The sequence below is a fragment of the Pseudoalteromonas sp. S3776 genome, assembly GCF_005886915.1.
Taxonomy (GTDB): domain Bacteria; phylum Pseudomonadota; class Gammaproteobacteria; order Enterobacterales; family Alteromonadaceae; genus Pseudoalteromonas.
In genome coordinates, this window is the sequence record NZ_PNCU01000016.1 from 18,327 (window position 1) to 31,895 (window position 13,569).

Genomic DNA, 13,569 nt, shown 5'->3' on the forward strand with positions numbered 1-13,569 from the left:
ATTATTTATAGCGTTTTTAAATCTCTTAACCAGAACCCAGGTTAAACACTAAAAACCTAACGTATTTTTATGCGTTAGGTTTTTTAGCTTTAGTGGGTATGTGTTAATAATACTAAATATTGCAATTATTTGAATTTAAGTAACTGTATATACAGATAATATAGATTTAGCTGAATTTAAATGATAATAAATTGTTGCATTTTTGAGCGTTGTTCCTAATACTGGTCAATGCATGTGCGCCTGCACATGTGTAAATGAATACCTTAAGTACATAGGCATAAAAATAAAACACTGAACACATTAAGGATTTATATGAACACTAATAAACGCACACACACGCTTAAATACTTACTTTGCGCCGGTTTAGCCGCATTAATGAGTTTTTCGGCAGCAAGTAAAGATCACAAAATTATACTAATTCACGGCTTACAGGTATCGCAAATAACCAATAAATCGGGCAGCGATGTAGTAAATGACGGTGAAACTTATTGGCAAACCTATTGGAACAACCGCGCTGATGAACGCATTGATTGGCCTGCTTATGAGCGCATTGAAGGTAAAATTGCTACCGATTGGGTATGGCCTAAATTAAAACAAATATCGCGTTCTAACTTATGTGCAGATGGCTGTGTGTTAGTGACACACTCAACAGGCGATTTAGTTGCCCGCCATATTATAGATAACCAAGCCAACTGGCTTGAAAATGCGGGCCTTACACCGCTTAATATTGTAGCGACCTTTGATTTAGCCGGCGCAGGGGGCGGCAGCGAGCTTGCTGATATTGCTGTAAGTGCTTTAACAGGTGCCGCATGGAACTTTGCGGTAGATGCGGCACTCAAATGGTGGTTAGGCAGTGACGTGACAGAAGCGGTGGGCGTATTACATGATTTAAAAGTAAATAACGCACGCAAAATATCGCCGTTTCCAGATGCACGTACGCCAAGATTGCGCTTTGTAGCCGATGGCAATGCTTACCTAGGGTTAACGGGTGGGTTTTTAAAAGGTAATGATGACTCGGTAGTAGCATCGCATTCATCGTGTGGAGCAAGCTCGGCTAAGTCATTTGGCAGTTGTAGTAGCAGTATTGATACCAATGGCCAGTTAAAATCGCAAGGTGATGCCGTTAATAGCTTTATGCCATACCATTACCCAATGATGATGAGCGACAGCTACAGCCATAATGAAATTCACAACGCACAGCGCAAAGGCAATGTCACGATTGCCATGAACAATATAAATGTGGATGGTCAAAATGTGGGTTTTAACACATTTGATAAAACAACGGGTACTTGGTTTTGGAAAAAACACTACCGCTATATTAAGGATTCAAACTCACAAAGTGCCTCGGCGCTTATTTATAACGTGATCCCTTAATAAGTACCTAAATTTTATAAACGCATTAGGTATAAAACATTAAAGCGTGTAGTTATTTACTACACGCTTTTAAAGGATTGATGCAATATGAAAAAGTTTTACATTGGTGCCGCTGTGGTTAGTATTGGGGTGTTTTTACTCTGGTATACAAATAAAAATGAAGTTAAAACGCTTGAGCCTCCCGCTGCGCATGCAATAAAGCAGAACACAGGCTCAGCAAGCCCAGATAAAAACACCGTAATAACAATTGATGTGCCAAAACAAAAACAGGTAAAAAGCCCAGCCCAAATACATTACGATCAGCACTTAGCCAGTGCCGCTGAGCAGGTGGCAATGCAATACCAAAGCGCACTAAAATACCCACCTTATTCACAGCCCTTAAGCGCACTTGATGAAGACCGCTTAAAGCCTAATCAGTTTTACCCGGTTACAAGCCCTATTGACGATGCGGGCAATGCCCTCGTAGTTAGTTTAGATAAATATCGGTTTGTATATCCGCAAGAAATAACCGTTCATATTGCTGCGCAAAACTTAGCAGAGGTAAATGTAGCGCTAAGCAATACCGATACTAAAGCGTCAATCAGTTCAAAAACCACCACATCACAGCAGGGCGAATCCACGGTTAAATTTAAAGCCAGTGAAGACTACCCGCGAAATTTACAGCTATTTGTAGAGGCAAATATTGCAGGTGAAAAGGTGCCTGCAGTAGCGCAAATACAGTATATGCCACCAAGTGCTACGCTTATTGATTTTGATAATGCCTATGCACAAAACGAAAATATGATAGCCACAGCGCATTTAAAGGTGCTCAAAAGCGGCTTATATAGAATTAGGGCTAATTTATACAGTGATACGAGCCCACTTGCACATTTGGTGACTAAAAAGAAACTCTCACAAGGCAGTCAAACGGTGGATTTAAAGGCACATTGGTCGGTATTACCACAAGGGGTAGTGAATATGCGTTTAAGTGACTTTGTGATAGAGCGCATGTCGCCAAGCCCCGGTGAACGTAATAGTTTTGGTAGCAGTGACATTGCTGAGTTTGAAATTAAAGATTTTGCCTACGATAGTTTGCAACAACTGCCTTATCAAGCAAATAAGCAAGAACGAATGAGTTTAGAGTTCTTAAAAGGGTTAGCTGATAAAGGTTAATGGTAATAAATAAGGGGCATAAAGCCCCTTAACTGTATTTTTTTAAACGGTTAGCTTAGGTTAATAGTAACCACATCAGCTTGCTGATCTTGGGTTTCATCTTCATCGCTTACAGGCGCTTTTGGGATATCTGGTTTATCAAGTGCTATATCACCGCCATCAATAACATCGCCGGTTTTTAGGTTTTCAAAGTCAAATAGTGCTGTATCGGCTAAATGCGAAGGCACCACATTTTGCATTGCAGTAAAAATACTTTCGATACGCCCTGGGTGCTCTTTATTCCACTGCGCTAACATGTTTTTAGTGTGTTTACGTTGCAGGTTTTCTTGCGAGCCACATAAGTTACACGGAATAATAGGGTAGCCTTGGCTAAATGCGTATTTACTTATATCGGCTTCTTTACAATAAGCGAGCGGACGAATAACCATATGCTCGCCGTTATCGCTCATTAACTTAGCCGGCATGCTTTTAAGCTTACCGCCGTAAAACATGTTTAAAAAGAGTGTTTCGATCATGTCGTCACGGTGATGGCCAAGGGCAATTTTAGTTGCGCCCATTTCTTTGGCTGTACGGTACAAAATACCACGACGTAGGCGTGAGCAAAGCGAACACGTGGTTTTACCCTCAGGGATAATATCGGTCACTATACTGTAGGTGTCTTCTTCTACAATTTTGTATTCAATATCTTGTTTATCAAGGTACTCAGGTAAAACATGTTCAGGAAACCCAGGTTGTTTTTGATCGAGATTAACAACAAATAAATCAAAGTTAATAGGTGCTACACGCTTTAAATGTTTAAGCATATCAAGCATGGTATAACTGTCTTTACCACCCGATAGGCATACCATTACACGGTCGCCTTCTTCAATCATGTTAAAGTCCATGACGGCTTGGCCAGTAAGACGGCGTAAACGCTTTTGTAGCTTATTTAAGTTGTATTGAGCTTTGGCTTGAGCTGAGTGAGACACTACGCCCCCTTATAAAACAATGCGGCAAATTATTTGCTGAAAATAAAGGGGCGTATTATATACCCAAGTACTAGGGGTATTAAAGCGCTAGTTAAGGCTTTGTTTAACTTTTGGCAAGCGGGCTTACGTAGCCATCGGGTTTTAAAGCAAGTACATCACAATCTAGGCTGTCTATTACGTGCTCGGCAGTGTTACCTACTAACGCAGCGCTTAAACCTGTTCGACCTACAGTGCCAATCACCACTAATTCGCTATTTAAGCGACTTGCTACATCGGGGATCACATCCTCAGGCAGGCCTTCTTCTATAAAGCATTGCTCGTTAGTTAAATTAAATGTTTTAGCGAGCTCGTTGGTAGATTCTATGTGGTGTTTTTTTACTGATTCGTTGTAAAGGCTGGGGTTAAACTCAGGGATTTCGATAGCAATATTAATGGGTGTAGCAGGGTAGGCATTGACCAAATTAAGCTTAGCGTTGGCAAGCTCACATAAAAATTGTGCATCTTTAATAATGCGTTTATTTAAAGCTACATGCTCATCGTTTTCACTAACTGCATTCACTGCAGCTAAAATATTGCCTTGCTCAGGCCAAGCCATTTCTTTTACAAATAATACCGGTGTTGGGCATTTGCGTACTAGGTGCCAATCAGTAGGGGTAAAAATAACCGACTTAAGCGCGCCATGCTGATGGGTGCTTTTAACAACTAGGTCGTACTCTTGCTCGATAACAGTATTAATAATGGCTTCAAACGGGCGGTTATGCCATACCACTTCGGTGGTGATGTTTATATCTGGGTAGGTGGAAATTATATCTTTGAGCCATATTTCTCTATCAGCAATAACTGCTTTTCGCATTGCTTCGCGCTCTTCGAACGACAACATAGTGGTCATTTCGTAAGAGAAGTCGTAAACAGTCATAAAGGCGGTAATACTGGCACCTGACTTTTTAGCTAAATCAATTGAGCGAGCTAAACCGTGATGATCATCTTTAGTGGGGTCAATAACGGCTAAAATACGTTTAATAGTGTTCATATGCTACTCCCTTTTTTAACTTACTTTCAGTGTAACGTAAATACACAGCAGTTAAAGGGGTAGCACACAAATTGTTGTTCTAAATCAAAGTTACAACAAGCGTTAGCTTAGCAGGGTTTAACTATTGCTGCCGTTTTTGCCAATGCGTCGCAGTCTAAAATAGTAATAAATTTACCCTCGACCTTTATTAAATCCGCTTTTTGAAAACGGCTTAATAAGCGACTAATTGTTTCTACCGTTAGGCCTAAATAGTTACCTATTTCTCCTCGAGTCATGGTAAATCTAAACTCTTTGCGAGAAAACCCACGCTCGCCAAAACGCTCCGAAAGGTTATAAATAAAGCTCGCTAGGCGTTCTTCTGCCGACTTTTTATTAAGAAGTAGCAGCATTTCTTGATCGTAGGTAATCTCGCTACTCATTAAACGCATAATTTGCTGGCGCAGTTTGGGTAATTTACCGGCTAACTCATCAAGTGTATCGAACGGGATTTCGCAGACCATTGATGTTTCTAGGGCTTGCGAAAAGCTCTGATGAGCCATTTTGCTAATTGCATCAAAGCCGACTAAATCACCGGCTAAATGGAAACCGGTAATTTGTTCATCCCCTTGCTCAGACAGTGTATACGATTTAAATGAGCCAGAGCGTACTGCATAAATAGCATTAAGAGGAGCACCAGATTCAAACAGGTAGTCACCCTTGTGAAGCGGCTTTTTGCGCTCAATGATCTCGTCGAGCTTGTCCATTTCTTGGCCATTTAACGAAAACGGCAAACATAATTGGCTAATACTGCAATTATTACAGCTAATTGCACAATTACTTTTAGCGCGACTTTGAGAGAAATCCATAATTTAATCCGTTTTAATTTTTATACACAGTACTGAAAATAAACCCAAAGGGTTAATACCGCGACGATTAATGTACTAGTTTGTCGGTGGCAATTATTAATAGGTACATACCATACCAAATTATAATACTGCCTAAAACAATACGCGTCCATGGGTGGTTAATAACACTATTGAGCTTTTGAGCGGCTAACCCTAGGGTGATCATGGCCGGAAAGGTGCCAAGTGCAAAGCAAAGCATCACTATGGCTCCGTCAAATGCGCTAGGGCTGGTCATTGCCCAGGTAAGCGCAGAATAAACCAAACCACAAGGCAGCCAACCCCATAAAGCGCCATAGCCTAATGCTTTAGCTGTTGAGTCTACTGGCATTAAATACTTATTAAGCTTAACAATGTGCTGCCAAATAAAGGTTTTCCCGATTTTTTCGAGCCATTGCAGAGTAGGTCCTATACGCATAATATACACGCCAACCAACAGCATAAAAATAGCAGCAATGAATGAAAGCGTGACAGAAAAAAACGTATTTTGTTTTGCAAATTGGCTGCTTATACCCGCAACAAGGGCTCCAGCAAGCATGTAACTACACGCTCGGCCAGTATTATACGCAAAAGAATAAATAATAGATTGGCGTTTGTCGGTAGCCAATTGCAATGAACTGGCAATACCACCGCACATAGCTAGGCAATGCCCGCTACCAATTAAGCCCATTAAAAATGCGCTGGTGTAAAGTGGCTCAATCATTACTTTTATTATGCTGATCTTTATCATCTTCAAACAAAATACTATGACCTTGTTTATTTAGATCAGAAAATTGCTCGCTTTTAACCGCCCAAAAAAACACGCCAATGGCAATAATTACAAATAAAATAGCAATGGGGATTAAAATATAAATTATGCTCATAATTTTAAAAGCCTTAGTGAATTACTAATCACAATAATTGAGCTGGCAGACATACCAATAACCGCCATCCACGGGGCCACAAGTCCAAGCGCTGCGAGTGGTAAAATAGAGGCATTATACACCAAAGACAGGGTCAGGTTTTGCTTAACGATTCGCCGCGTTTGTTTAGCAACATTGAGTAGGTGTGCAATAGAGACTAAATCACTATTTAACAACACCACATCGGCACTGTTTTTAGATATATCGGCACCGGTTTCCATGGCTATGGACAAATGTGCACTAGCAAATACAGGGCTGTCGTTTATGCCATCGCCTACCATAGCGACCACTTCGCTTTGTGATGACCACTGCTCAACGGCGGTTTGTTTATCTTTAGGTGAAAGGGCGCTTTGACAGCTATTAAGCTTTAATTGTTTTGCTATTTTTTGCCCCGCATCTGATGCATCGCCTGTGAGCATATGACAGCTTAAGTTTTGTGCTTGTAAGTTAGCTATAAGCTCATTAGCACCCATTTTTACTTTATCTATAAAGTAAAAACGGGCAACTACACGTTTGTTTATAAATAGGCTTGCTTGCGCATTCGTTTTTTTACTATCAAACCAGCCACTTTTACCAATAGCGTAATGATCAGCACCGCTTTGCGCACTGATGCCCAACCCCGGGTGAATGGTAACGTTAGTAAGAGTAAGCTCTGTGTTGGCGTATTTATTAAATGCACTGGCAATGGGGTGTTCTGAGTAGCGCTCTAACTGGGCGGCAATATTAAGGACTTCCTCTTTAGAGAGATGAGTGTCAAGTATATCAACGGCGTCTAAACTAAATTTGCCTTGTGTAAGCGTGCCTGTTTTATCAAAAGCAAACAATGTTAGTTTTGAGAGTGTTTCAAGCACATGTGCTTGTTTTATTAAAATCCCTTTGCGGGTGAGCGTTGCAACAGCACAAGTTAAAGCTGTTGGTATAGCAAGACTTAATGCACAAGGGCATGTTGCAACTAATACAGAAATGGTGATCCAAAATGCGTGCTCTGGGTCAATTTGGTACCAGCCAATAGCCGTTATAGAGGCGAAAACGAGTAAGCAAGCAATAAACCACTGTGCAACTTTATCAGTAATTTCTACCAGTTTAGGGCGCTTAGTGAGGGCATTATGCTGTAAACGTATAATTTGGTTTAGTAGGGTATTTTGGCCAACTTTATTAATTTTAATTTCTATAATGCCATCATGATTCACACACCCTGCGTATACATTGTGACCAACAAATTTATTTACGGGCTGATGCTCACCTGTCATCATGGACTCATCAACACTCGTTTGTCCTTTGATTAGTTCTCCGTCAGCCGGAATCGTCTCGCCTGCTTTTATAAGAATAACATCATTAAGCTTGAGTTTTTTAGCGGCGATAATGTGCTCATTACCGTTTTCATCGAGTGTGCGGGCAGTAAGAGGGAGTAGTTTTTGTAAGTTAGCTGTAAATTCACTGGCTTTTAATCGGGCTCTAAATTCTAAGTATTTACCTAGCAATAGCAAAAAGGTAAACATACAGACCGATTCAAAATAAACTTCGCCCACTTGCATAAACGTGGCATAACAACTTGCGCTATATGCGCCAAAAATGGCCAACGATACGGGTAAGTCCATATTTAATTGTTTTGCTTTTAAGCCATTAATAGCATTGGTTAAAAAAGGTAATGCGCTGTACAAAATAACGGGGGAGGCAAGGACTAGGCTTATCCAGCGAAAGTATTCTTCAAAGTTACTATCCATACCCGAGAACATGCCAAAGTACATCGCAAAGGCAAACATCATCACCTGCATGGTCATCAAGCCTGCAACACCTAAACGGCGGATATACGCTTTTGCTGTTTGTTGTTTTTGTTGTGCTTCGTCATCGGCCTGAAAGGGGTAAGCTTTATAGCCAATTTTGGCTAAGGAAGTAATAATTTCGCTAAGCGGAGTTTGGGTTTTATCCCACTGGATCATGGCACGGTTAGTTGAAGTGTTAACATCTACGCGCTTAACTGTTTTTAAGCTCAGTAATTGTTTTTCAATAAGCCAAGCACATGCGGCGCAGGTAATGCCTTCAACACTCAATAAAACCTCTGATAAGTTATCGGTTGTAGCTATAAACTCATCTTGTATATCTTCGTTGTCGTAGCTTTTAATAAATTCTAGTTGCTCGGGCACTAGTTGTTCTACTTTACCGGCGCGCACAGTGCGGTATTTGTAGTAGTCAGTCATGCCCTGATCAACAATGTTTTGCGCAACCGCTTGGCAGCCAATACAGCACATAGGCTGAGGTGTATTATCTATTGTTACGGTTGCGCTAAATCCATTTGGCACACTTTCAAGGCAATGAAAGCAAGAAACGCTCATAGTGATGACTACTTATAATTTGGGGTAACTAACAACGCTTGCTCTGTAGGAAGAGTAATATTTTCTTTTAACTTCCAACTGCCATCTACAGGCTCTATAAATACAGAATAAGCACCTGGTGTATAGTTATCGAGTAGGGCTGTAAATTCTTTATTTGCATTAGGGGTAAGCGTTGCTTCAAAGTCATGCGCTTTAATAGTGCGGTGATAAAAAGACAGTTTTAAAGCGTGTACGTTACTGTAATCGCCTTTGGTAAAGGCAAAGCTGGCACGTTCGTTTGTAACATTAAGTTTGCCATGTAAAAACAGGGCTTTGGCTTTTTCAAACTTAGTAAGCTCTAAGTTTATTGCTTTACCTTTTTTATAGTAATCATCAACTACCATATCTGGGCCATTTCCCACAGCAGTTATAATTAAGGTTATGCACCCAATAATGGCCGCTAGCGGAAAAAACATTAAAAACCAAGGCCAAAAATTTTTATACCATGAAGTAGGTTGCATAGTTGCTCTAAAATTAGTTTAGTTGGTGCTATTTTATAGCAAATATTGTTAAAAGACTAAAAAAAAGCCTCCGACTGGAGGCTTTTTTGATCTGGATTAATCTATTGAAATAATAAGATTAATTAATGGTTAACTCCGTGTTTATTTATCTTGCGATAAACTGTAAACGTAGGCAGTTAACAGGTGAATTTTGTCTTCACCTAAAATATCTTTCCATGCTGGCATTACACCGGCGCGGCCATGGTTAAGTGTTTCTTCAACTGCGCGTTGAGAGCCACCGTACAACCAAATGTTATCCGTTAGGTTAGGCGCACCAAACGGTAAGTTATGTGCTACAGAACCCTTACCATCAGCACCGTGACACGCGGCACACATTGCAAACTTGGCGGCACCTGCGGCTGCATCTTTTTGGTTAACAGTACGACCAGATAAGCTAAGTACGTGCGCTGTCATTTCTTTAACGCCTTGCTCACCCAGTGCTGCACTCCAAGAAGGCATTGCTGCTACACGACCATAAAGAAGCGTTTCTTTAATTTTGTCTGGTGAGCCACCGTATAACCAGTCTTTATCAGTTAGGTTAGGGAAGCCAGTTGCACCACGTGCATCTGAACCATGACATTGTGCACAGTTTTGCGAGAATAAACGCTGACCAATTTCAAGTGCTAACTGACCGTCTGTTTGCTCATGCTTTTCGCCATTTTCAAGAGCCACTTGCTGCGCTGCATCACCTTCAAATTTAGAGTTAACTAAATCTAAAACGGGTACTTGTGCAAGCTTGTTGAAAATAGGGCCAAAACGCTCTTCGGCTGCTTCGTATTCTTTATCAAGTTTTACATAGCGGCCTTCTTCTTTTGCTTTAGCCGTGGCTTCTTTAGATTCAGCTAAAGAGGTAATACCTTGGTTAGAGCTTGTCCATTTACCTAAGCCTTCCCAGTTACCTAAACCTGGGTAAGCAGCTAAGTAATATACCGACCAAATAAATGTTGCGAAGAACATGTACGTCCACCATTTTGGTAGTGGATTATTTAGTTCGGTAATGCCGTCATATTCATGTCCGCAGTCTTCACCTTCTTTTACGCCTGCATAGTTTTTAAGGTTCCAAACTAATAGGCTAAAAATGATGATTAAGCAGGCTAGGGTTAATACAATAACCCAAATACTCCAAAAGCTAGTCATTTTTCAGACTCCTTTTCCTCGTTAGAGAGTGTGTTGTTATGTTTTTTTTCATCTTCAAAAATGGCATTAGCAGCGTCATCAAAACGGTTTTTGCTACGCTTGCTGTATGCCCATACAACAATCACAATAAACAATACTAAAATTACCAGAGTCAAAATGCCTCTGTATGTTCCGTAATCCATAATAATTACTTCAAGTGAGTGCCAAGTTGCTGTAAATACGCGATTAGGGCTTGCATTTCAGTTGCGCCTTCGCCGTTATTCATAGCGTTAACTTTATCAACATCTGCTTGTAGCTCTTCGTCGCTGCCATAACCTAAACCCGGGTGTTTAGGGTTTTCTGGGTTAATAGCAAAAGTATCACGGAAAATTTGTAGCTTTTTCAGAGTTAGGCTGGTGTCAACCTTTGTCTCTGCTAACCAAGGAAAGCCTGGCATGTTCGACTCAGGAACCACGGCACGTGGGTCAACTAAGTGTGCATAATGCCAATCGTCCGAGTAACGGTTACCTACACGAGCAAGGTCAGGACCAGTACGTTTTGAACCCCATTGGAAAGGGTGATCCCATACTGATTCGCCCGCTACAGAGTAGTGACCGTAACGCTCAACTTCATCACGAAAAGGACGAATCATTTGTGAGTGACAGTTGTAACAACCTTCACGTACATAAATGTCACGGCCTTCCATTTCAAGCGCGTTAAGTGGGCGTAAACCTTCAACAGGTTTGGTTGTATCGTCTTGGAACATTAGCGGAGTAATTTCAACTAACGCACCAAAACTAATAGCAAAAACAGTCAAGATAGCCATTAGGCCAACGTTCTTTTCTACTATTTCATGTTTGTTTTGTGAATTTTTATTGCTCATCATCTCACTCCGTTATGCTAATTGTGCTTGCGCGTCTAACTTCAGAGATTCTTTCTCAGCTGAAATTGTACGCAGAACGTTGTAAGCCATAACTAACATACCTGTAACGATGAATACACCGCCTACAAAGCGCATAATATAGAATGGGTGTGATGCTTCTAAAGACTGAACAAAGCTATACATCAATGTACCGTCAGAGTTAACTGCACGCCACATTAGGCCTTGCATAACACCTGAGATCCACATTGCAACAATGTAAAGTACAACACCTACAGTGTGTAACCAGAAGTGGGTGTTAACCAATTTAACGCTGTACATACGACCTTGTGCGAATAACGCAGGAATAAGGTGGTAGATAGCACCAATTGAAATCATTGCAACCCAACCAAGTGCACCTGAGTGTACGTGGCCAATAGTCCAATCTGTGTAGTGAGATAATGCATTTACAGATTTAATCGCCATCATTGGGCCTTCAAACGTAGACATACCGTAGAAAGACAATGAAACAACTAAGAAACGAAGTACTGGGTCGGTGCGAAGTTTATGCCATGCGCCAGAAAGCGTCATAATACCGTTAATCATACCACCCCAAGATGGAACGAATAAGATAATAGACATAACCATACCTAAACTTTGCGTCCAATCAGGTAGCGCTGTGTAGTGAAGGTGGTGAGGACCAGCCCAAATGTAAAGTGAAATAAGTGCCCAAAAGTGAACTACCGATAAACGGTAAGAGTAAACAGGGCGACCAGCTTGTTTTGGTACAAAGTAATACATCATACCTAAGAAACCAGCCGTTAGTAGGAAACCTACAGCGTTATGACCGTACCACCACTGAACCATAGCATCTACAGCACCCGCGTAGATTGAGTATGATTTAGTTAACGACACAGGCACTGCCATGCTGTTTACAATGTGAAGCACTGCAACAGTAATAATAAAGCCAGCGTAAAACCAGTTTGCAACGTAGATGTGCGATACTTTACGTTTGATCAGCGTACCAAAAAATACAACTGCGTAAACTATCCATACTACCGCGATTAAAATATCAATTGGCCACTCAAGCTCTGCATATTCTTTAGAGCTAGTAATACCCAATGGGAGTGTTATTACGGCTAATACAATAACAAGCTGCCAACCCCAAAAAGAGAAAGCGGCGAGTTTGTCTGAGAAAAGGCGCGTTTGACAAGTACGTTGAACGACATAATAAGACGTCGCGAAAAGTGCACTGGTACCAAATGCGAAAATTACTGCGTTCGTATGTAACGGACGTAGTCGAGAGTATGTTAACCATGGTGTATCAAAGTTAAGTGCTGGCCAAGCTAATTGGGCAGCAATCAGAACCCCAATACTCATGCCAACGATGCCCCAAATCACTGTCATAATAGCGAATTGGCGTACAACTTTATAGTTATACTCAGTTTGTGATGCTACTGTTTGGCTCATTTTCTGGCTTCCGCTGCAATAAATGCGTTTAGAAATGAATTACCCACCGTTTAAAGTGGGGCCTACTATTTTCCTCAAGCGTATTACCTAAAACGTTCAAAGCCTGAATGCTTCAGAAAACAAACTCGAGAAACCTTTATTTTTTGCGGGTGAAATGATAAATTTTTTGGCCTAAAAAAGATAGGTCAATTACATAAAATTATGACATCAATCAAAGTTTGTGAGTTTGTTGTTTATTTTTTGATACAGATTGTACCTATATTAACCAAACATCACACTGGCTATTGTTATTTCAAAGCATGCTAATTAAGATTTGTTTTTATTTAGCGCGGATTTGTTATGCATATATATAGATTTACTTTGTTTTTTATTCTGTTTTTTGTATTAACAGGTTGTGACAATGCCAACCAAACAGATCAAAAAGCGCTGCTAAAAACAAATTGCGACCCAAATCAGCACTGTATTTACAACACCGGTGTTAAAGTATGGTTAAGTGATAAAAACATTACCCCCGAAACCCCCTTTAGTATTTACCTTGATTTACCCGCCCACCTAAAAATAGATAACGCTAAGCTTGAAAGTATAACTATGTATATGGGTTTTATTCCGCAAAAGTTCACTAAAGAAGCAACTATTTATAAAAGTGACACTATGGTGGGGATATGCTCAGAGCAAAATATGTTGTGGCAACTTGTGCTTAATTTAAGCAACATTCAAACTGGCGAGTCAATCACCCATTTTTATAATTTTTACGTAACGTATTAAACTAGGGCGTGTTGAGCTTTGATGGTTGAATTTGCAGCAGTGTGTTTGGTTTTTAGGCAAGGCAGAGCCTATGAAGTGTGGTTATTCCCCATAAATAGGCGATAACGCAGCATAAATGCCAAACATGCGCTGCCCTTTGGGTTCTGCCTAGGGGCGATAAACTCTTTGTTGCCTACATGG

The 13,569-nt window shown here is 40.6% G+C and carries 14 protein-coding genes; 3 read left to right on the forward strand and 11 right to left on the reverse strand.

What is annotated here, in order from left to right; all coding sequences use genetic code 11:
• Positions 1-312: 312 nt before the first annotated feature.
• Both CWC16_RS08270 and CWC16_RS08275 read left to right on the forward strand, forming a co-directional pair.
• Positions 313-1,374: a hypothetical protein gene (locus CWC16_RS08270; RefSeq protein WP_138541201.1), complete on the forward strand. Its 1,062-nt coding sequence runs from the start codon at positions 313-315 to the stop codon at positions 1,372-1,374.
• A gap of 87 nt (positions 1,375-1,461) precedes the next feature.
• The gene (locus CWC16_RS08275) at positions 1,462-2,526 is read left to right on the forward strand and encodes a hypothetical protein (RefSeq protein ID WP_138541202.1); all 1,065 of its coding nucleotides are present in this window, start codon (positions 1,462-1,464) and stop codon (positions 2,524-2,526) included.
• Positions 2,527-2,576: 50 nt separating this feature from the next.
• On the opposite strand, the gene ttcA is transcribed toward CWC16_RS08275, so the two are convergent.
• The 11 genes from ttcA to ccoN form a co-directional block, all read right to left on the reverse strand.
• Positions 2,577-3,494 (reverse strand): tRNA 2-thiocytidine(32) synthetase TtcA, encoded by a 918-nt coding sequence (gene ttcA / locus CWC16_RS08280; protein ID WP_138541203.1) that lies wholly within the window; start codon positions 3,492-3,494, stop codon positions 2,577-2,579.
• A 103-nt stretch (positions 3,495-3,597) separates the two neighbouring features.
• A complete protein-coding gene (uspE, locus tag CWC16_RS08285) occupies positions 3,598-4,524 on the reverse strand; it encodes a universal stress protein UspE (protein ID WP_055015672.1) in 927 nt (308 codons plus the stop codon).
• A 107-nt stretch (positions 4,525-4,631) separates the two neighbouring features.
• Positions 4,632-5,369, reverse strand: a complete 738-nt coding sequence (locus tag CWC16_RS08290; RefSeq protein WP_138541204.1) for an FNR family transcription factor — start codon at positions 5,367-5,369, stop codon at positions 4,632-4,634.
• Between the two features lie 67 nt (positions 5,370-5,436).
• A complete protein-coding gene (locus tag CWC16_RS08295) occupies positions 5,437-6,108 on the reverse strand; it encodes a sulfite exporter TauE/SafE family protein (RefSeq protein WP_138541205.1) in 672 nt (223 codons plus the stop codon).
• Positions 6,101-6,268, reverse strand: coding sequence for a cbb3-type cytochrome oxidase assembly protein CcoS (gene ccoS, locus CWC16_RS08300; RefSeq protein ID WP_055015669.1), 168 nt, complete (start codon positions 6,266-6,268; stop codon positions 6,101-6,103). Before ccoS ends, CWC16_RS08295 begins: the two co-directional genes overlap by 8 nt.
• Positions 6,265-8,640 carry a heavy metal translocating P-type ATPase gene (locus tag CWC16_RS08305; protein ID WP_138541206.1) on the reverse strand — a complete coding sequence of 792 codons (2,376 nt, stop codon included), beginning with the start codon at positions 8,638-8,640 and terminating at the stop codon, positions 6,265-6,267. The genes ccoS and CWC16_RS08305 overlap by 4 nt, the downstream gene beginning before the upstream one ends.
• Before the next feature lie 8 nt (positions 8,641-8,648).
• Entirely contained in the window at positions 8,649-9,140 is a 492-nt protein-coding gene (locus CWC16_RS08310) for a FixH family protein (RefSeq protein ID WP_055015667.1), read from the reverse strand.
• Between the two features lie 141 nt (positions 9,141-9,281).
• Positions 9,282-10,316: a cytochrome-c oxidase, cbb3-type subunit III gene (ccoP, locus tag CWC16_RS08315; protein ID WP_055015666.1), complete on the reverse strand. Its 1,035-nt coding sequence runs from the start codon at positions 10,314-10,316 to the stop codon at positions 9,282-9,284.
• Complete coding sequence (locus tag CWC16_RS08320; protein ID WP_004588824.1) at positions 10,313-10,498, reverse strand: CcoQ/FixQ family Cbb3-type cytochrome c oxidase assembly chaperone; 186 nt, start codon at positions 10,496-10,498, stop codon at positions 10,313-10,315. The genes ccoP and CWC16_RS08320 overlap by 4 nt, the downstream gene beginning before the upstream one ends.
• A gap of 5 nt (positions 10,499-10,503) precedes the next feature.
• Positions 10,504-11,178, reverse strand: a complete 675-nt coding sequence (gene ccoO / locus CWC16_RS08325) for a cytochrome-c oxidase, cbb3-type subunit II (RefSeq protein WP_004588825.1) — start codon at positions 11,176-11,178, stop codon at positions 10,504-10,506.
• Between the two features lie 12 nt (positions 11,179-11,190).
• On the reverse strand, positions 11,191-12,624 hold the full coding sequence (gene ccoN / locus CWC16_RS08330) for a cytochrome-c oxidase, cbb3-type subunit I (protein WP_004588826.1): 1,434 nt from the start codon (positions 12,622-12,624) through the stop codon (positions 11,191-11,193).
• 339 nt (positions 12,625-12,963) lie between these two features.
• Here ccoN and CWC16_RS08335 point away from each other — a divergent pair, with 339 nt between their 5' ends.
• The gene (locus CWC16_RS08335) at positions 12,964-13,389 is read left to right on the forward strand and encodes a hypothetical protein (protein ID WP_138541207.1); all 426 of its coding nucleotides are present in this window, start codon (positions 12,964-12,966) and stop codon (positions 13,387-13,389) included.
• Positions 13,390-13,569 lie beyond the last annotated feature (180 nt).